The 18,637-nt window shown below is 67.2% G+C and carries 15 protein-coding genes; 11 read left to right on the forward strand and 4 right to left on the reverse strand.

What is annotated here, in order from left to right:
* Positions 1-15 precede the first annotated feature (15 nt).
* The 5 genes from AC10V3_RS23870 to AC10V3_RS23890 all read left to right on the forward strand — a co-directional run bounded on the left by AC10V3_RS23870 (position 16) and on the right by AC10V3_RS23890 (position 7,363).
* Positions 16-1,227: an efflux RND transporter periplasmic adaptor subunit gene (locus AC10V3_RS23870; RefSeq protein ID WP_041681706.1), complete on the forward strand. Its 1,212-nt coding sequence runs from the start codon at positions 16-18 to the stop codon at positions 1,225-1,227.
* A 13-nt stretch (positions 1,228-1,240) separates the two neighbouring features.
* Positions 1,241-4,363, forward strand: a complete 3,123-nt coding sequence (locus tag AC10V3_RS23875) for an efflux RND transporter permease subunit (protein ID WP_022537882.1) — start codon at positions 1,241-1,243, stop codon at positions 4,361-4,363.
* Between the two features lie 339 nt (positions 4,364-4,702).
* A complete protein-coding gene (locus AC10V3_RS23880) occupies positions 4,703-5,284 on the forward strand; it encodes a hypothetical protein (protein WP_022537883.1) in 582 nt (193 codons plus the stop codon).
* Positions 5,285-5,391: 107 nt separating this feature from the next.
* Entirely contained in the window at positions 5,392-5,595 is a 204-nt protein-coding gene (locus AC10V3_RS23885; protein ID WP_022537884.1) for a CsbD family protein, read from the forward strand.
* A 343-nt stretch (positions 5,596-5,938) separates the two neighbouring features.
* Positions 5,939-7,363: a sensor histidine kinase gene (locus tag AC10V3_RS23890; RefSeq protein WP_022537885.1), complete on the forward strand. Its 1,425-nt coding sequence runs from the start codon at positions 5,939-5,941 to the stop codon at positions 7,361-7,363.
* An 84-nt stretch (positions 7,364-7,447) separates the two neighbouring features.
* Here the strand turns inward: AC10V3_RS23890 and AC10V3_RS23895 are convergent, their stop codons facing one another.
* Complete coding sequence (locus AC10V3_RS23895) at positions 7,448-7,945, reverse strand: acyl-CoA thioesterase (RefSeq protein WP_022537886.1); 498 nt, start codon at positions 7,943-7,945, stop codon at positions 7,448-7,450.
* Between the two features lie 319 nt (positions 7,946-8,264).
* On the opposite strand from AC10V3_RS23895, the gene AC10V3_RS23900 reads away from it, so the two are divergent.
* The 4 genes from AC10V3_RS23900 (at position 8,265) to AC10V3_RS23915 (ending at position 12,413) form a co-directional block, all read left to right on the forward strand.
* Positions 8,265-9,050 carry a GntR family transcriptional regulator gene (locus AC10V3_RS23900; RefSeq protein ID WP_022537887.1) on the forward strand — a complete coding sequence of 262 codons (786 nt, stop codon included), beginning with the start codon at positions 8,265-8,267 and terminating at the stop codon, positions 9,048-9,050.
* Positions 9,051-9,111: 61 nt separating this feature from the next.
* On the forward strand, positions 9,112-10,656 hold the full coding sequence (locus AC10V3_RS23905) for an acetolactate synthase large subunit (protein WP_041681957.1): 1,545 nt from the start codon (positions 9,112-9,114) through the stop codon (positions 10,654-10,656).
* A gap of 188 nt (positions 10,657-10,844) precedes the next feature.
* Positions 10,845-11,237 (forward strand): Zn-ribbon domain-containing OB-fold protein, encoded by a 393-nt coding sequence (locus AC10V3_RS23910; protein WP_041681707.1) that lies wholly within the window; start codon positions 10,845-10,847, stop codon positions 11,235-11,237.
* Between the two features lie 3 nt (positions 11,238-11,240).
* Positions 11,241-12,413: a thiolase family protein gene (locus tag AC10V3_RS23915; protein WP_022537890.1), complete on the forward strand. Its 1,173-nt coding sequence runs from the start codon at positions 11,241-11,243 to the stop codon at positions 12,411-12,413.
* Positions 12,414-12,517: 104 nt separating this feature from the next.
* On the opposite strand, the gene AC10V3_RS23920 is transcribed toward AC10V3_RS23915, so the two are convergent.
* The 3 genes from AC10V3_RS23920 to AC10V3_RS23930 all read right to left on the reverse strand — a co-directional run bounded on the left by AC10V3_RS23920 (position 12,518) and on the right by AC10V3_RS23930 (position 15,612).
* On the reverse strand, positions 12,518-12,967 hold the full coding sequence (locus AC10V3_RS23920; protein WP_490924084.1) for a cellulose biosynthesis cyclic di-GMP-binding regulatory protein BcsB: 450 nt from the start codon (positions 12,965-12,967) through the stop codon (positions 12,518-12,520).
* A gap of 310 nt (positions 12,968-13,277) precedes the next feature.
* On the reverse strand, positions 13,278-14,405 hold the full coding sequence (locus tag AC10V3_RS23925; protein ID WP_490924085.1) for an acyl-CoA dehydrogenase family protein: 1,128 nt from the start codon (positions 14,403-14,405) through the stop codon (positions 13,278-13,280).
* Positions 14,406-14,418: 13 nt separating this feature from the next.
* Positions 14,419-15,612 carry an acyl-CoA dehydrogenase family protein gene (locus AC10V3_RS23930; protein ID WP_022537893.1) on the reverse strand — a complete coding sequence of 398 codons (1,194 nt, stop codon included), beginning with the start codon at positions 15,610-15,612 and terminating at the stop codon, positions 14,419-14,421.
* A gap of 319 nt (positions 15,613-15,931) precedes the next feature.
* On the opposite strand from AC10V3_RS23930, the gene AC10V3_RS23935 reads away from it, so the two are divergent.
* On the forward strand, positions 15,932-17,452 hold the full coding sequence (locus AC10V3_RS23935) for a class I adenylate-forming enzyme family protein (RefSeq protein WP_022537894.1): 1,521 nt from the start codon (positions 15,932-15,934) through the stop codon (positions 17,450-17,452).
* A gap of 72 nt (positions 17,453-17,524) precedes the next feature.
* Positions 17,525-18,496 carry a Bug family tripartite tricarboxylate transporter substrate binding protein gene (locus tag AC10V3_RS23940; RefSeq protein WP_022537895.1) on the forward strand — a complete coding sequence of 324 codons (972 nt, stop codon included), beginning with the start codon at positions 17,525-17,527 and terminating at the stop codon, positions 18,494-18,496.
* Positions 18,497-18,637 lie beyond the last annotated feature (141 nt).

Below are 18,637 nucleotides of genomic sequence, written 5' to 3' on the forward strand. Positions count from 1 at the left end.
TCTCTCCTGTCCAGCATGTCCTGCAACCCCCGCTTCTCCGGCTTCCTCGCCGGCTGGCCTGCCCGCCGTTCCGCCCTCTGTGCCGTGTCGCTGTGCGCACTGGCCCTGGCCGCCTGCGGCAAGTCCGAAGCGCCCAAGCCCGATGACGACCCCAAGGTCACCGGCAACACCATCCAGTTCCCCGCCAGCGTGAAGACGCTGCCCGGCATTGCCGGCGAAGTGGCCAAGACCGGCGGCGAGCGCATGCTGAATCTGCCCGGGCGCCTGGTCTGGAATGAGGACAAGACCGTGCGCGTGTTCACGCCCTTCGCCGGGCGTGTGACCGAGATCCTGGTGCAGCCCGGGGCGACGGTGAAGGCCGGCCAGCCGCTGGCCAGCCTGACCTCGCCGGACTTTGGCGTGGCCCAGGCCGATGCGCGCAAGGCCGCCGCCGACAGCGCGGTAGCCGCCAAGGCGCTGGCGCGCCAGCGCGAGTTGTACGGCGCCGGCATCGTCGCGCAGAAGGAACTGGAGCAGGCTCAGGCCGATGCCGCGCGCGCTGCGGCCGATCTGCAGCGCACCCAGGCGGCGCTGCGCCAGTACGGCGCGGCAGAGGGCGGCAGCGATGGGGTCAACCAGCGCTTTGCGCTGCGCAGCCCCATCGACGGCCTGGTGGTGGAGCGCAATATCAATCCCGGCATGCAACTGCGCCCGGACCAGCAGCCCACCGCGCCGCTGTTCCTGGTGACCGATCCCACAACGCTGTGGGCCCAGGTCGATGCCAGCGAAGCCGACCTGAGCCTGTTCAAGCCCGGCGTCAGCGTGCAGCTGAGCACCGCCGCCTATCCCGGCGAGACCTTTGCCGGTACCGTGGTCAAGATCGCCGACTATGTCGATCCGACCGCGCGCAGCATCAAGGTACGGCTGTCGGTGCCCAACTCCGACCGCCGCCTGAAGGCCGAGATGTTCGTCACCGCGAAGCTGCCGGCGGCGTCGTTCAAGGGCATCTCGGTGCCGTCCAAGGCCGTGTTCCTGGCCGACAACCGCAACTACGTGTTCGTGCGCACCGCCGCCAACAGCTTCGAGCGCCGCCAGGTGCGCGTGGGCGTGACCATGCCCGGCACCAGCGAGATCCTGGAAGGCGTGAAGGACGGCGAGACCGTGGTGACCGAAGGCAATCTCTACCTGCAGGACATCCTGCGCGACGCCACCGCCGTCAACGCGGCGCGCGCGGCCGAGAAGAAGTGAGGACGGCCGCCACATGATCTCGCGCATCGTCAGCTTTGCCCTGCACCAGAAGCTCTTTATCTGGCTGGGGTTGCTTATCTTCGTCGGCGGCGGCCTGGCCGCCTTCAAGAACCTGCCCATCGAGGCCTTTCCCGACGTCTCCGACATCCAGGTCAACGTCATCACGCTGTACCCGGGCCGCGCCGCCGAAGAGGTGGAGCGCCAGGTAACCATCCCGATCGAAACCGCGCTGGCCGGCACGCCCAACGCCGTGCGCGTGTTCTCGCATACGCAGTTCGGCCTGTCGTTCATGATGGTGACCTTCAACGACAAGGCCACCGACGTGACCGCGCGCCAGCAGATCCTGGAGCGGCTGCGCAGCGTGGACCTGCCCGACGGCGTGCATCCGGACCTGGCGCCGCTGTCCACCGCGATCGGCGAGATCTACCGCTTTCGCCTGACCGGCAAGGGCTATACGCCGCAGGAACTGCGCACGCTGCAGGACTGGGTGGTTGAGAAGAACCTGCGCCAGGTGCCGGGCGTGGCCGACCTGGTCACGATCGGCGGCACCATCAAGCAGTACGAGGTCAACCCCAACCTGGCGCGCATGCGCGACGCCAAGATCTCTCTGTCGCAGCTCTTTACCGCGCTGCAGCGCGCCAACGCCAACGCCGGCGGTGGTGCCGTGACGCACGGGCGCCAGCAGTTCCTGCTGCGCTCGCTGGGCAGCTTCCGCACCTCGGCCGATATCGCCAACGTGGTGGTGGCCGAGAACAACGGCACGCCGATCCTGGTCAAGGACATCGCCGACGTCAGGATCGGCAGCGCGCCGCCGCAGGGCCTGATGGGGCAGGACGACGAGGACAACATCGTCTCGGGCATCGTGGTGATGCGCAAGGGCGAGAACCCGTCGCTGGTGCTGGAGGCGCTGAAGAAGAAGATCGAGCTGCTGGACGACCAGATCCTGCCCAAGGGCGTGAAGATCGTGCCGTACTACGACCGCTCCACGCTGATCGACAAGACCCTGCACACGGTGTTCGGCAACCTGGTCGAGGGCGCGCTGCTGGTGATGGCGGTGCTGTACCTGTTCCTGGCCAACGTGCGCGCCGCGGCGATCGTGGCGCTGGTGATCCCGCTGGCGCTGCTGTCGACCTTCATCGGCCTGACCTGGGTGGGCATCCCCGCCAACCTGCTGTCTCTTGGCGCGATGGACTTCGGTATCATCGTCGACGGCGCCGTGATCGTGGTCGAGAACATCTTCAAGCGGCTGGGCGAGCTCAAGGAACAGCAGATCCAGGACAGCAGGGCGCGGCTGCACGCGATCCTGCTGGCCACCAGCGAAGTGGGCCGGCCGACCGTGTTCTCGATGGTCATCATCATCGCCGCGCACATCCCGATCTTCACGCTGCAGCGGCACGAAGGGAAGATCTTCGCGCCAATGGCCTATACCGTGACGGGCGCGCTGATCGGCTCGCTGATCATCTCGCTGACGGTGGTGCCGCTGCTGTGCCACCTGCTGCTGACGAAGAACATCGCGCACGATGACAACTTCGTGGTGCGCTACTGCAAGAAACTGTACGAGCCGATGCTCGCCTGGGCGCTGGACCACAAGAAGCTGGTGGTGGGCGTGGCCCTGGGCCTGTTGGTGGCGACCGTGGGCGTGGGCAAGTTCCTCGGCAGCGAATTCCTGCCCGAACTGGACGAAGGCTCGATGTGGGTCAGCTTCGACCTGCCGGCGTCAGTCTCGATCGACGAGGCGCGCGAGCAGGCGCGGCAGTTGCGCGGCGTGATCCGCAAGACGCCGGAGGTCAACACCACCATTTCCAAGGTGGGTCGCCCCGACGATGGCACCGATCCCAAGCTGATCAACACCGTCGAGATCCTGGTCGACCTGAAAGGGGAAAAGCAGTGGCGCGACGGCTACGACAAGCGCCGCATCATCGGCGAGATCGACCACAACCTGCGCCAGCTGCCCGGCATCGAGCCCAACTTCTCGCAACCGGTGCGCGACAACATCCTGGAGAGCATTTCGCAGATCAAGGGCCAGATCGTGATCAAGGTCCAGAGCGACAGCCTCGAGCAAAACAAGCGGGTGGCCGACCAGATCCTGGCCAACGTGCAGTCGGTCAAGGGCGTGATGCGCGCCTTTATCGACCGCGACGGCGAGCTGCCGCAGTACGTACTGGAGTTCGACCGCGCCCAGGCCGCGCGCTACGGCATCAACGTGGCCGACGTGCAGGACCTGATGGAAACCGCGCTGGCCGGCAAGGCCGCCACCGAGCTGTGGGAAGGCGAGAGGCACTTCAGCGTGGCGGTGCGCCTGAAGCCGTCCGAGCGCGCGCTGCCGAACCTGCCCAATATCTTCATGCAGACCGCCGACGGCGCGCAGGTGCCGTTGTCGCAGCTGGTGAGCTTCCGCGCCGCTTCCGGCGCGATGAACATCAGCCGCGAGAACGGTCAGCGCACCACCTCGATCGGCATCTTTATCCGCGACCGCGACATGGGCAGCGTGGTCAAGGACATGCAGAAGCTGGTAGCCAGGAACGTCAAGGCCGACGACGTCAAGATCAGCTGGTCGGGCGAGTTCGAGAACCAGGAGCGTGCCATGGCGCGGCTGGCGATCGTGGTGCCGTTGTCGGTGCTGGTGATCTTCCTGCTGCTGTTCAACGCCTTCAAGTCGTTCAAGAGCGCCACGCTGATCATCTCGAACATCCCGTTCGCGCTGATCGGCGGCGTGTTCGCGCTGTTCCTGACCGGCATCCCGCTGTCGGTATCGGCGGCGATCGGCTTTATCGCGCTGTTCGGCCAGGCGGTGCTCAACGGCGTGGTGATGGTGACCTACTTCAACCAGTTGCGCGACGAAGGCATGCCGGTGCGCCAGGCCGTGCTGACCGGTTCGATGGACCGCTTGCGCACCGTGTTGATGACCGCGCTGCTGGCCATGCTGGGCCTGTTCCCGATGGCGATCTCGCGCGCCATCGGCTCGGAGACGCAGCGCCCGCTGGCCATCGTCATCATCGGCGGCCTGATCACCGCCACGGTGCTGACGCTGATCGTGCTGCCGACGCTTTATGAATGGATGGTGGGGCGCAACTGGCCGGACGAGGAGGGCGAGGCGCCAGACGCAAACGTGTTGACGCCGTCGATTTCAGGATGATGACAAGGCGGCGGGGCCACGCCCCGCCGCCGGGCGAGCGGCGCCGTCGACGCGTAGCGCCGCACTTTTTCATCGCCATCCTCTCCTGCGCTGTTCATCTCCCTCGCGCACCCTCTCCCAGGGATGCCGCCACCTCCGCAACCAGGTGCATGCCGCGCCGATGTGCCGCCACCGGACCCTGGTGTCGGAATAGTCTGACGCGCCTTTCGGAGCCCCTCGCCTGCTTGAGCAATCCCCCGGGTCCTACTCTGTACATACGGCGTGGCCAGCAGCAGCATAGCCGCCGGCCCCTCATGCGTACCTTAGTACCTTACGCAATCACCCGGAAAGGAGCTCGACATGATGAAGAAATGGCTGACTGCAGCAGTGTGTTCGATGATGATTGCCGCCCCGGGAGGGTTTGCCCTGGCGCAGACGACGACTGCTGGATCCAAAGCGGACTATGACGCCGCGGCGAAGCAGGCGGACGCGGATTACAAGGCTGCCTCCGCCAAATGTGACGGCATGAAGGACAACGCCAAGGACGTGTGCAAGGCCGAAGCCAAGCGCGACCGCGACGTGGCCAAGGCCCAGGCGGAAGCTCGCCGCGACGGCACGCAAAAGGCGATGGCCAAGGCCGAGAAGACCAAGGCCGACCGCGACTATGACGTGGCCAAGGAAATGTGCGACGACAAGAAGGGTAACGACAAGGACGTTTGCAAGAAGGACGCCAAGGCTGTCCATGAGAAAGCCCTGACGGCTGCCAAGGTCGACAAGGCCGCGGCGACCGGTACGCGCACGGACGTTGCCGAAGCCCGCGCCGACGCCAAGAAGGACGCCACCGACGCTGCCTACAAGGCCGACAAGGAACGCTGCGACGCGATGTCGGGCGACGCCAAGGACAAGTGTCAGGCTGACGTGAAGGCCAAGTACGCCAAGTAAGCATCCGCACGCCATCCCGCCAGCCGCTGGCGGAACATTCATCGACTCACTCGCGACCGGGCCGCTCTTCGCGGCGGCCCGCGCCGCGACTGCATGAAGGAGCGATCATGAACTGGGACCAGATCGAAGGCAAGTGGGAACAGGCCAAGGGCAAGGTCAAGGAAAAGTGGGGCAAGCTCACCGACGACGATATTACGCAGATCAACGGCAAGCGCGACCAGCTCGCGGGCCGCATCCAGGAGCGCTATGGCTACACCAAGGAACGGGCCGAGGAAGAAATGAAGCAGTGGGAGAGCGACGTCCGCTGGTAAGCGGCGCGTGACAGCAGCAAGACGGCGGGGCGCCCCAGGGCGCCCCGCCGTTCGTTTCATTCGCAACGGGCAACAGATACCCCCGAAACGAGGGGAGTTGCGGTGGATTAAGCGCGCGTTAGCTCAGAATGCAACCGAATGATGCACACGCCGCACACGGAAGGCATACCATGTCGCGTCGCGGTCGAAAGAAGATTGCGCGCACCCGGCGCGCCACGCTCTTTGCACCGCGCGCCTGTCAGGCGTCCCCCGGCGACAGGCTGCATCGCGCGACCGCCATGCAGCGCACGGGGGCACGCCAACCATCCGCCCGGCTTGCCTGGCCTGCCTTGTTGCTCTGCGCATGTACGCTGCCTTGCCCGCCTTCGTCTCGTCGACCTTCCTCGGTTACGGCCTCTATGTGCTGGTGACCAAGGGGGTGACGCGCATCTCGGCGTCCTTCTTCTTGCTGTGCGTGACCACCTTCGCCTGGCAGGGGACGTGGGTGTTCCTGTTCCAGGCCTCGCATCCCGACGTCGCGCTGTTGCTGGCCCGGCTTGGCTACCTGTTCATCCTGTTCCTGCCGACCACCTTCTACCACTTCATCGCCGAGGTCACCGAGCGCCGCCAGGAGCGGCCGCTGCTGCTGGCCTCGTACGGCATGAGCCTGGTGCTGGCGATGCTGCTGCTGAGCACGGGACAGGTGGTGTCGGGCTATTACACCTATTTCTTCGGCGAGTATCCCAAGGCCGGGCCGCTGCATCCGCTGCACCTGCTGCAGACCGTGCTGGTGGCGCTGCGCAGCGCGTGGATCCTGGCCGAAGCGCGGCACAATGCCGCGGCCGAACGCCGCAAGCGCTACAACCTGTGCCTGGTGGCGGTGGCGCTCTATTCGCTGGCGGCAGTCGACTACGCCGTCAACTATGGCATCGCCTTCTACCCGCCTGGCGTGGTCTTCGTGGCGGCAAGCCTTGGCATCCTGGCGGTCAGCGTGGTGCGCTACGACCTGATGCACCCCTACTCGCTGGCGGCCACCGTCGCGCATGAAGTGCGCACGCCGCTGGCCACGATCCGCATGCAGGCGCAGGAACTGGCGCGCACCTGGCCGCAGGTGCTGCAGGGCTACCGGCTGGCGGTCGAGCACGGGCTGTGCGAAGACCGCCTGCGGCCCGGGCAACTGGAGCGCGTGTCGAGCCTGGTCGGCGCGATCACGCGCGAGGTCGACGGCACCAGCACCGTGATCGACATGGCGCTGGCCTCGGTCACGCTGGAGCGGCTCGATCGCAGCACCTTCGCGCCGCACGGCATTGCCGATTGCGTGCATGCCGCGCTGGAGCGTTTTCCGTTCCAGGGCGAGGAGCGCGGCTGCGTGCAGGTGCGCGGCATCGACCATGACTGGCGCTTTGTCGGCTCCGACACGCTGCTGGTCTACGTGCTCTTCAACCTGCTGAAGAACGCGCTGCACGCGATCCGCGCGCGCGGCGCCGGCGGCGGGCGCATCGACATCACCGGCGCCAGCGAAGGCCAGTACCACGTGATCCGCTTCCGCGACACCGGCCCCGGCATCCCCGCCGACGTGATGCCGCGCATCTTCGATCCCTTCTTCTCCACCAAGGCCCATGGCAGTGGCGCGGGTCTCGGGCTGGCGTTCTGCCGGCGCGTGATCGAGACCTTCGGCGGACGCATCGACTGCGAGTCGGTGCCCGGCGAACACACCACCTTCACGCTACGGCTGCCGCGCTTCACCTCGATGGCCGACAGCCGCCTGCGCACCAGCACCGCCGGCTGAGCCGCGGCCGGCGGCGCTGAATTCAGATGTCAGATCCGCCCGGTTTCAGCCGGACGCGGACTGGTTTGCAAACGCGTACGCCAATCAGCTCGCAAATTCCGGCAGCGCCAGTTCATATTCCCTGACCCGCTCGATGATGCCCGCGGGAAAGCGCGAAATGCGCTTCTGCCGGTCGGCAAAGACGATCTGCTGGTAACCCAGCGAGACCGGCTTGCCGCCCACGCAGAAGCGGAACAGCAAATAGGCGGAGCACTGCCTGACCTGGAAGGTATTCAGGTAGCAATCCACGCGCTGGAACGGGAAGGTCTCCTCGACATACTCCTGGTGCGCGCGCTTGGTCACGAAGACGCCGCCCGCGGCCAGCAGGTTGTCGTGGATGCACTCATGGAACCAGCGCTCCCGGCACACGCCCTGCCACTCGAAATAGCGCGCGAAGTAAGTGTTCATGAAGGCATTGGAATCCTTGAGGTAGATGTCGATCGCATGGTGGAAGGTCTTGTGCGTGCCTGACTCGAGCACGCCGGCTTCCGGCAGGGCCGTACCGCGGTTGAGAACATGGGGGATCACGTCTCGCATCAACATGGGTTGACTCCTTGAGATGGCTGCAAGCGGCAGCCACGCCTGCCCCGGGGAGGTCGGGGCATGGTGGCATTCTGGCTGCTTGGCCATGGGCGAGGAGGGCGCTGAAGTGGGGTTCCGGGCTACGCAAAAGCGTGATGCCCGAAGCACAAGAAGCGCCGAATTTACCGCTTATCGGAGGCCCCGCGACATGCGGGAACGAGCTTGCTTGCCATCGCGTTAACCCTAGTAGTCTAGGTTTGTAGACTTTTATAAAGTCGTATCGCTCCCCGGGTCGCGGGGAGCGCTCCCGCATCTCCCCCTCCCTCCGCCACCTCGCCGAATGGCAGACACCGCTTCCGCCGAACTCCTGTCGCGCAGCCGCCAGCCGGTCTACCTGCAGTTGGCCACCATCTTCCGCCGCCAGATCGAGAGCGGCGCCTGGCGCCAGGGCGAACGCATTCCCTCGCTGGACGAGCTGTGCCGCCAGTACGGCGTGGCGCGCATGACCATGCACCATGCCTTGTCGATGCTCGACGAAGAAGGGCTGCTCGAGCGTTCGCGCGGGCGCGGCACTTTCGTCAAGGCGCCGTGCCGCACGCGCCGCCAGGTGTCGCTGTCCACCAGCTGGGACGAGGCGGTGGCCGTGGGCGGGCAACTGGATACCGAGGCGATGGTGGAGTCGGCCGGCAACGTGCCGCTGCCCGACGACCTCGGCATGCCATGCAACGCCGCGCGCGCGGCCGACTACCACTTCCTGCGCCGGCTGCACCGGCTCGACGGGCGGCCCTTCGCGGTGGGCGAGGTCTATATCGAGGCCGGCGTCTTTGCGCGCGAGCCCGAGGCCTTCCGGCACGGCGCCTCGGTGCCGGTGCTGGACCGCTTCCCGGGCCTGTCGGTCAGCACCGCGCGGCAACGCCTGTCGATCGTCGCGGCCGGTGCGGAGTCGGCCGGGGCGCTGGCGCTTGCCGTGGGCGCGCCGGTGGCCGAGCTGAGGCGCTTTGCCTGCGTGCCCGCCGTTGCGCCCGGCGCAGGCGAGCTGATCGTCTATTACGCCCGCATCGAATTCCCCACCGAATTCGTCTGCCTGGATTTCGACTTGCTTGCGCCGCGCAAGCGCCGCGGCTGAGTCCCGCACCCCCGATGCCAACCCGCCACACAAAAACCGAGACATGGACAATACGCAACCGATGAACGGCGCCGAGAGCCTGGTCAAGACCCTGCTCGCCAACGGCGTGGACACCTGCTTTGCCAATCCCGGCACCAGCGAGATGCACTTCGTCGCGGCGCTGGACCGCATTCCGGGCATGCGCTGCGTGCTGGGCCTGTTCGAAGGCGTGGTTACCGGCGCGGCCGACGGCTATGCGCGCATGGCCGACAAGCCCGCCGCCACGCTGCTGCATTGCGGCCCGGGCCTGGCCAATGGTCTCGCCAACCTGCACAACGCGCGCCGCGCGCAGACGCCGGTGGTCAATATCATCGGCGACCAGGCCACCTACCATCGCCCGCTGGATGCGCCGCTGACCGCCGACACCGAGGGCTGGGCCCGCCCAGTCTCGGTGTGGACGCGCACCGCCACGCGCGCGGCCTCGGTGGGCGCCGACGCCGCTGCCGCCGTGCAGGCCGCCTGCGCCGCGCCGGGTGGCGTCGCCAGCCTGATCCTGCCGTCCGACGTGTGCTGGGATGCCGGCGGCGTGGTAGCGGGCCCGCTGCCGCCGCTGGCCGTGCCCAAGGTTTCGCCCGACGCCGTGCAGCAGGCCGCGCGCGTGCTGCGCTCGGGCCAGCCCACGCTAGTCGTGCTGGCGGGCAGCGCGCTGCGCCAGGCGCCGCTGGCCGATGCGCACCGCATCGCCGCCGCCACCGGCGCGCGGCTGATCACGCCGATGTCCAATGCGCGCGTATCGCGCGGCCGCGGGCGTCTGGCGGTGGACCGCGTGCCGTATTCGGGCGACGTGGCGCGCGACAAGCTCGCCGGCATCCGCAACGTGATCCTGGTGGGCGCGCCGGCGCCGGTGACCTTCTTCGCCTATCCGGGCAAGTCGCCGCGGCCATATCCGGAAGATGCCGTGGTGCATGTGCTGGCGCGGCCCGAGGAAGACCTGGCCGAGGCGCTGGCGCGGCTGGCCGATGAGGTCGGCGCGCGTAATGTGGCGCTGCCCGCTACGGATACCGCACCGCGCGCCGAGCCGGCGCGCGGTGCGGTTACGTCCGAGAACGTGGCGCGCACGCTGAGCGCGCTGCTGCCGGAACAGGCCATCGTGGTGGAGGAGAGCGTCAGCTTCGGTCGTGCGTTCTATCCCGGCACGGTCCACGCCGCGCCGCACGACTGGCTGCAGCTGACCGGCGGCGCCATCGGCGCTGGCCTGCCGCTGGCGGTGGGCGCGGCAGTGGCGGCGCCGGACCGGCGCGTGGTTTCGCTGCAGGCGGACGGCTCGGCGATGTACACGCTGCAGTCGCTGTGGACCATGGCGCGCGAAAAGCTCGATGTGACCGTGGTACTGCTGGCCAATCGCCAGTACGCGATCCTGCTGGGCGAGCTGGCGGGCGTGGGGGCGAATCCGGGGAAGACTGCGATGGACATGCTCGACATCGGCAATCCGGACCTGGACTGGGTCAAGCTGGCCAATGGCATGGGGGTGGAGGGGGCGCGGGCGACGGATATGGAGAGCTTTGCCGACCTGTTTCGGATGGCGAACGGGCGCAAGGGGCCGTTCTTGATTGAGTTGGTGATTTGAAACGCTTGCAGGGCCGGAGTGGGGCGAGGACGTCTGCTCCACCACAAAAGCCCTGTGCAGCGCCGCTTTCCGCATTCAAAAATCCACCCTTCCGCAGAAGCGAATTGCTGCAACGCAAAGACTGCGTCAAGCTCATAACCGTGCCATGGCATGCCCATGGCGGCACCATCAAAAGTGAAGGAGACTCCATGCCCCACCAGGAAGCGGCGGCGGGTCCGGACAAGGTCTATGCGGAAATGCTCGCCGCAGGCCAGTTCCGCATCCAGCATTGCCAGGACTGCCAGCGCCACGTGTTTTTCCCGCGCAATATCTGCCCGCACTGCGGCGGCGACACCCTTGCCTGGGTCGAGCCCAAGGGCACCGGCACGGTCTACTCCACCAGCGTGATCCGCCGCAAGCCGGACGCCGGTGGCGACTACAACGTCGTGCTGGTCGACCTGGACGAAGGCGTGCGCATGATGAGCCGGGTGGAAGGCATCGCGCCGGCCAGCGTGCGCATCGGCATGCGCGTGAAGGCGCGTGTGGCGCAGGGCAAGGAAGGCGAGGCTGCTCTCGTCGTGTTCGATCCGGTGGAGGGCTGAGCCATGAGTTTGTCCAATTTGCGTGGCAGCGTCGCCATCGTCGGTGTCGGCCAGGCGGGCCTTGGCGAAGCGCACGGCAAGACGGAAATGGAAATCCTGGTGGAGGCCGCCAAGGCCGCCGTCAAGGATGCCGGCATGTCGATGCGCGACATCGATGGCATTGCCACCGCCAGCGTCGGCGCCACCATGTGGGTGATGCCGGTGGCCGAGTACCTCGGCATCAAGCCAAAGTTTGTCGACAGCACCATGATCGGCGGTTCCAGCTTTGTCTCGCACATGCTGCCCGCGATGATGGCGCTGGAGTCGGGCCAGTGCGACGCCGTGCTGGTCTGCTACGGCAGCAACCAGCGCACCTCGACCGTCGGCCGCGCCGGCATCTCGAAGGTGCGCGCGGTGCTGGACCCGCAGCCGTACGAGAACCCGTACAACCCGCTGCAGCCGATCACCTCCTACGCGCTCGCCGCGGCGCGCCATATGCATCAATACGGCACCACGCGCGAACACCTGGCCGAAGTCGCCGTGGCCGCGCGCAAATGGGCGCAGCTGAACCCCGAGGCGATGATGCGCGACCCCCTCAGCATCGACGACGTGCTCAACGCGCGCATGGTGTCCGACCCGCTGTCGGTGCGCGACTGCTGCCTGGTCACCGACGGCGCCGGCGCTTACGTGATGGTGCGTGCCGACCGCGCCAAAGACCTGGCCAAGCCGCCGGTCTACGTGCTCGGCAATGCCACCGCGACCTGGCACCGCCAGATCTCGTGCATGCCTGACGTGACCGTCACGGCCGCCAAGGAATCCGGCGAGCGCGCCTTCGCCATGGCCGGCCTGAAGCCGTCGGACGTGGACGTCGCCGAGCTGTACGACGCCTTCACCATCAACACGCTGCTGTTCCTGGAAGACCTGGGCTTCTGCGCCAAGGGCGAAGGCGGCCATTTCGTCAGCGGCGGCGGCATTGCCCCGGGCGGCAGGCTGCCGGTGAACACCAACGGCGGCGGCCTGTCCTGCGTGCATCCGGGCATGTACGGCATGTTCATCACCATCGAGGCAGTGCGCCAGCTGCGCGGCGAATGCGGCGAGCGCCAGGTGAAGGATGCCGAGGTGGCGGTCGTGCACGGCAACGGCGGCACGCTGTCGAGCCAGGCCACGGCGATCCTGGGCACGGCGGCCACGCTGTAGGCGCCAGCACAGGAACAAGAACGGCAGCAGGGGCAATCCCTGCCGCCGTTTTCCTTTGCCGGTGGCGAGTGTTCGGCATCGCGACTTGACCGCCGCCGCACTTGCTAGTCGCGCGTGACCAGCCGGCCCGCATCCTTTTCATCGAGCGGCAGCGTGGCAATGACCTCGTCGTTGAGCGTGAGCTTGATATGCGAGAGCGGGAACACCAGCGCCGGCGAGTAGGTGAAGGCCAGCTTCAGCTTCGCGGCGGTGACGACTTCATCCAGCCGCACGCCGATGTCGAGCTGGCGCGCCTGGTCCACGCCGCGCAGCGCGATCGGGCCGTAGGCGCCCATCTGGCGCAGGGTCATCACGTGGGCGCTGGTGGCCGGGGCAAGCGTGGCTGCGCCGGCCGCTTGCGCGGGCGAGACTTGCGCAGCAGGCGTCGCCGCCAAAGCCGGCGCCTGTGCAGCCGCGTCCTGCCATGGCGCCCATGGCAACGACGACATGGCCAGCAGGCCGAGGGCAGCGCGCAGTGAAGGTGGCAATGAGCGGGGCGGGGCAGGGTGGTTCATGAGCAGGAAGCGGTTTCCTTTTGCATGGGTCCGGTCACAGGTGCCGCCCGCCAGGCGGAGGGTGGTGGCCGCACTGCCGCACGAATTGCCGGGAACTCAGATTCATTGGGGTGTTAGAAAAAGAGAAACGCCGCACCCCTTGTCAGGGGGCGGCGTTTTGGTGTGGGATGCGTGGTCCGCTGTCGCGGCCCGAGAGGGGCCGCGGGCTCAGCTGCCGTGCAGCGGTACCTCTGTCATGCCTGCGCTTGCGGCATGGGAGTGATGGCCTGCGCAGCGCAGGCCGCTGCGCAGGCCGCTTCAGGCGCCGGCTTCAGGCTTCCATCACCTCGCCAAAGCGCTGCAGGTGATAGTCGCTGTCGCCCAGCAACTGGTCCAGCATGGTCAAACGCTTGAAGTAGTCGCCGACCGACAGTTCGTCAGTCATGCCCATGCCGCCATGCAGCTGCACCGCCTGCTGGCCGACGAAGCGCCCGGCGCGCGCCACCGTCACCTTGGCGGCGGACAGCATGCGGCGGCGCGCCGAGGGATCGGATTCATCCAGCGCCTGTGCTGCCACATAGGCCATCGACAGCGCCAGCTCCTTCTGCACCAGCATGTCGGCCATGCGGTGCTGCAGCGCCTGGAATGTCGCCAGCGGCTTGCCGAACTGCTGGCGCGTGCCGAGGTATTCGCCCGTGATCTCGATCAGCTTTTCCATCGCGCCCGCACCTTCGGCGCACAGCGCGGCGATGCCGTGCTCCAGGCCCACGCCCAGCGCGGCGAGGCCGTCGGCGGGTTCGCCCACCAGCGCGCTGGCCGGCACCGTCACGTCCAGCAGCGACAGGTCGGCGGCGCGCAGGCCGTCGATCGTGGGATATGCGGTGACACCTAGGCCCTTGCTGTCGCGCGGCACCAGGAACAGCGCGATCTTGTTGCTGCCGGCCACGCGCGCGGTGATCAGGTAAGCGTCGGCGGCGGCGCCGTGCCAGACCACGCTCTTGGTGCCGTTGAGCACGTAGCCGTCGCCGCTGCGCTCGGCGCTGGCGCGCGCCGATTCCGGACGGTAGCGCGTGCCCGGCTCCAGGTAGGCCAGCGTGACGATGCGCTCGCCTGCGGCGATCGCGGGCAGCCATTCGTCTTTCTGCGCGGGGCTGCCGCTGGCGGCGAGGATGGCCGCGGCCATCACGCCGCTCGGGGTCACCGGCTCCAGCACCAGGCCGCGGCCCAGTTCGCGCTGCACCACCAGCTGGCTCGCGGGGCCTTCGCCGAAGCCGCCGAAGTCGGCCGGCACGGTCAGGCCCAGCACGCCCATCTCGGCCAGCTTGGCCCACACGCCGCGATCCAGGCTCTCGCCCGCACGCGCGCTCTTGCGGCGGGCTTCGAAGGTGTATTCGGTATCGATAAAGCGACGCAGGCTGTCCGCCAGCATCTGTTGCTCTTCGCTGTAGGTGAAGTCCATGTCAGCTATCCCTTCAGAAACCCAGGATCATCTTGGAGATGATGTTCTTCTGTACTTCGGTCGCGCCGCCGTAGATCGAGGTCTTGCGCATGTCGTAGTAGGTGGAGGCGGCCGGGGCGGCCCACTCAGGGCCCGCCACCGGCTGCTTTGCGCCGGGCTCCAGCCAGTCCGGCGAATACGGCCAGGCATTGGGGCCGGCCACTTCCATCATCAGCATCGCCAGGTCCTGCTGCACCTCCGAGCCGCGGATCTTGACGATCGAGGCTTCCGGACCCGGCGTGCCGGCGGCCTGCGTGGCCACGCGCAGCAGCAGCATTTCCAGCGCCATGATGTCCATTTCCACGCGGGCGATCTTGTCGCGCATGCGCACGTCTTCGATCAGCGGGCGGCCGGCGCCGTCGGTGGCCTGGCTGGCGTAGTGCTTGAGCAGGCGCAGCTCGCGGTTGCAGTGGCCGATGCCGGCGATGCCGGTGCGCTCATGGCCGAGCAGGTACTTGGCATAGGTCCAGGCGCGGTTTTCCTCGCCCAGCAGATTCTCGACCGGCACCTCCACGTCTTCGAACCAGGTCTCGTTGACATCGTGGCCGCCGTCGAGCGTCTTGATCGGGCGCACGGTCACGCCCGGCGACTTCATGTCGATCAGCAGCATCGAGATGCCTTCCTGGGCCTTGGCCTCGGGATCGGTGCGCACCAGGCAGAAGATCCAGTCGGCGAAGTGCGCCATCGTGGTCCACGTCTTCTGTCCGTTGACGATGTACTTGTCGCCCTTGCGCACTGCACGGGTCTTCAGCGAGGCGAGGTCGGAACCCGAGCCGGGCTCGGAATAGCCCTGGCACCAGAAGTCTTCGACGGCCGGGATGCGCGGCAGGAAACGCTGCTGGTGCTCCGGGCTGCCGTACTTCATCAGCACCGGGCCGATCATCGTCAGGCCGAACGGCAGCATGCGCGGGGCGCCGGCGCGGAACGTCTCGATCTCGAAGATCAGGCGCTGCAGCGGGGTCCAGCCGGTGCCGCCCCATTGCTTGGGCCAGGTGGGCGCGCCCCAGCCGTGCGCATGCAGGATGCGGTGCCAGCGGACGTAGTCGTCCTTCTCCACGCGCTGGTGGTTGAGCACCTTGTTGCGGATGTCTTCCGGCAGGCTGGCCTGCGCGAAAGCGCGGACTTCCTCGCGGAAGGCCTGTTCCTCGGCGGTGAAACGCAAATCCATCTGTATGTCCCCTGTGGTACGCGGGCTGCGCGGCGCCTGGGCAGATCTTGTGCGGCGTGCAGCAGCCCTCACTGTGCCGGCCGATTGTAGGGCTCGGGCGCGATTCGTTGCTTCATCAATGGTAAAGGCGTCCTTCATGCCGGCGGAACCACCTGCGTTGGGTGGCAGCGGCGCCGAAGACCACCTTAGCGAATTGCAAATGGCTTCGCCGCCGGGCTTGGCGCAAACTGGCGCAGCACTGCTCGAGTGCTCGGGGATGCATTCCGGAGCATCCGCGAGCGGCCTGCTTTGAACCTCAGCCCGCCTTACGACTCAGCCCATGTCTTCCTTCCGCCCCAAATACATCCACGACATTCCCCGCCACTGGGCGGCGCAGACGCCAGACGCCCCGTGCCTGTACGAGAACGGCGCCGTGATCGCCTACGGCGAGTTGTGGCGGCGCATCGAAGCCGCCCGTGACTGGATGGCGGGGCAGGGCGTGGGCGAGGGCGACCGCGTCATGGTGATCGGCGAGAACTGCAACGAGATGGTGGTCACGCTGTTCGCCAGCAGCCTGCTGCATGCGTGGCCGATCCAGGTCAACGCGCGCCTGTCGGCGCGCGAGATCGACAATATCCGCGACCATGCGCAGCCGGCGCTGGTGCTGTTCACCGGCCATGTGTCCGACGTGGCCGCCGCGCACGGCGAGCGCCTCGGCGCCAAGACCAGCGGCTGCCCGGTGTATGACGAGGGCATGCACGCGGTGCGCGCCGCCACGCCGCCCGAGCGCGTGAGTGCCGAACAGGCGCGCACCGTCGCCACGCTGATCTATACCTCCGGCACCACCGGCGCGCCCAAGGGCGTGATGGTGCCGCACGCGGGCCTGACGCACTTTGCCCGCATCTCCGCCACCTCGCGCGACATGGGCCCGGCCGACGTGGCCTATGGCGCGTTGCCGATGTCGCATATCTTCGGCATCGCCACGGTGCTGATGGCTACCCTTTATGCGGGGGCCAGCCTGTTCCTGCGCCCGCGCTTCGACGCCAACGAAGTATTCGAGGCGCTGGCTTCGCCGGGCGTCACCATCCTGCAGGGCGTGCCGACCATGTTCACGCGCATCATGGCGGTGGCGCCGGCGCTCGGCGCCAAGGCCGGCGACTACCCGCGCCTGCGCTACCTGTACACCGGCGGCGCGCCGCTCGATCCCACGCTCAAGCGCGAGGTCGAGACGCTGTTCGGCCAGGCGCTGCACCATGGCTACGGCATCACCGAATACGCCGGCTCGTTGTTCATCACGCGCATGGACGCGCCGCGCGCCGACTGCTCGGCGGGCTATATCGTCGAAGGCGTGGAGATCGAGATCACCGACGCCGAAGGCAAGCTGCTGCCGGCCGGCGAGCGGGGCCAGATCCGCGTGCGTGGCCCGGGGGTGATGCTCGGCTACTACCGCAACCCCGAACAGACCGCCGAGGCGCTGCTGCCCGGCGGCTGGCTCAACACCGGCGACCTGGGCTACCTGGATGCCGACGGCGCGCTGTTTATCTCGGGCCGCTCGAAGGACCTGATCATCCGCTCGGGCTTCAATGTTTATCCGATCGAGGTCGAGTCGGTGATCAATGCCTTCCCGGGCGTGCGCCAGTCTGCGGTGGTCGGGCGCACCACCAGCGACGGCAACGAGGAAGTGGTGGCCTTTATCGAGATGCAGGATGGCAGCGAGCCAGACCGCAAGGCGCTCGACGCCTACCTGCGCGAGAGCCTGGCGCCGTACAAGCGTCCGGCGGAAATTCGCATCATCGACGTCATTCCCACTACGGCGAGCGGCAAGCTGCTCAAGCAACCGCTGCGCGCGCTGCTGGACTAGACGTTTTTCTTTACGGGCCCGGCACCGCGTTCCGGCCCGGGCTTTTCAGTCATATCTGGAGGAGACAACAACATGAAAACATGGACGACACTGGCGGCACTGTCCACCACGCTGCTGTTGCAGGGCGCGGCGTGGGCTAACGACATCTACCCGTCGCGGCCGGTCAAGCTGCTGGTGGGCTACGCCCCGGGTGGCCCGGTGGACACGGCCGCGCGTATCTACGCCGAACAACTCGGCCGCGTACTCAAGCAGCCGGTGGTGGTGGACAACCGCGCCGGCGCCAGCGGCGCGATCGCCGCCGACCTGACCGCCAAGGCGGCGCCGGACGGCTACACGCTGTACTTCGTCGCCAGCCCGACCATGACCATGACGCCGCTGATCCAGCGCTCGGTCAACTTCAACCCGACCACGGACTTTACCTACATTGGCCTGATCACCGACTACACCAACGTGCTGCTGGTGAACAAGGACTTCCCGGCGAAGAACGTTGGCGAGCTGGTTGAGTATGCGCGCAAGCATCCGGACGACGTCTCGTTCGGATCGGCGGGCGTGGGCGCGTCCAACCACCTGTCGGCGGAACTGCTGGCGCAGATGAACAGCGTGAAGATGCTGCACGTGCCGTACAAGGGCAACTCGCCGGCCATGGCCGATGTGATGAGCGGCAAGGTGACGTTCATGTTCGATATCACTGGCACCGCCATCGGCCATATCAACGGCGGCAAGGTGCGCGCGCTGGCGGTTACGTCGAAGACACGCAATCCGGCGCTGCCTAGCGTGCCGACCATGATCGAGTCGGGGCAGAAGAACTATGACCTGACCGGGTGGTATGCGCTGATCGGGCCGCAGAAGCTGCCGGCGGATGTGGTGGACAAGCTGGTGAAGGCACAGAAGGCGATCGGCGACGATCCTGCGTATCGGCAGCGGATGGCTGCGGGCGGTTATGACGTCAATGTCAGCACGCCGAAGGCGCTGGGCGATCGTATCCAGCGTGAGCTGGCGCTGTGGGGTGGGGTGGTGAAGACGGCGAAGATCCAGGCGGATTGAGGGCTGTCAGGTACCAATGGAAAAAGCCGGCGAGAGCCGGCTTTTTCCATTGATGTAGCCGCTAGGGCCGAGTTGATGTCGCGTTGGGGGCGGGACCAAATGCCCGTGGACTTCGATAACCGCCTGGGTGCTCCCTCTCCC

This window comes from Cupriavidus sp. PB-02, from assembly GCF_058252315.1.

Excerpts from the sequence above, each read along its gene's own strand:
- AC10V3_RS23870 (WP_041681706.1), top strand. The coding sequence starts at position 16 with ATGTCCTGCAACCCCCGCTTCTCCGGCTTCCTCGCCGGCTGGCCTGCC.
- AC10V3_RS23875 (WP_022537882.1), top strand. The coding sequence starts at position 1,241 with ATGATCTCGCGCATCGTCAGCTTTGCCCTGCACCAGAAGCTCTTTATC.
- AC10V3_RS23880 (WP_022537883.1), top strand. The coding sequence starts at position 4,703 with ATGATGAAGAAATGGCTGACTGCAGCAGTGTGTTCGATGATGATTGCC.
- AC10V3_RS23885 (WP_022537884.1), top strand. The coding sequence starts at position 5,392 with ATGAACTGGGACCAGATCGAAGGCAAGTGGGAACAGGCCAAGGGCAAG.
- AC10V3_RS23890 (WP_022537885.1), top strand. The coding sequence starts at position 5,939 with ATGTACGCTGCCTTGCCCGCCTTCGTCTCGTCGACCTTCCTCGGTTAC.
- AC10V3_RS23895 (WP_022537886.1), bottom strand. The coding sequence starts at position 7,945 with ATGTTGATGCGAGACGTGATCCCCCATGTTCTCAACCGCGGTACGGCC.
- AC10V3_RS23900 (WP_022537887.1), top strand. The coding sequence starts at position 8,265 with ATGGCAGACACCGCTTCCGCCGAACTCCTGTCGCGCAGCCGCCAGCCG.
- AC10V3_RS23905 (WP_041681957.1), top strand. The coding sequence starts at position 9,112 with ATGAACGGCGCCGAGAGCCTGGTCAAGACCCTGCTCGCCAACGGCGTG.
- AC10V3_RS23910 (WP_041681707.1), top strand. The coding sequence starts at position 10,845 with ATGCCCCACCAGGAAGCGGCGGCGGGTCCGGACAAGGTCTATGCGGAA.
- AC10V3_RS23915 (WP_022537890.1), top strand. The coding sequence starts at position 11,241 with ATGAGTTTGTCCAATTTGCGTGGCAGCGTCGCCATCGTCGGTGTCGGC.
- AC10V3_RS23920 (WP_490924084.1), bottom strand. The coding sequence starts at position 12,967 with ATGAACCACCCTGCCCCGCCCCGCTCATTGCCACCTTCACTGCGCGCT.
- AC10V3_RS23925 (WP_490924085.1), bottom strand. The coding sequence starts at position 14,405 with ATGGACTTCACCTACAGCGAAGAGCAACAGATGCTGGCGGACAGCCTG.
- AC10V3_RS23930 (WP_022537893.1), bottom strand. The coding sequence starts at position 15,612 with ATGGATTTGCGTTTCACCGCCGAGGAACAGGCCTTCCGCGAGGAAGTC.
- AC10V3_RS23935 (WP_022537894.1), top strand. The coding sequence starts at position 15,932 with ATGTCTTCCTTCCGCCCCAAATACATCCACGACATTCCCCGCCACTGG.
- AC10V3_RS23940 (WP_022537895.1), top strand. The coding sequence starts at position 17,525 with ATGAAAACATGGACGACACTGGCGGCACTGTCCACCACGCTGCTGTTG.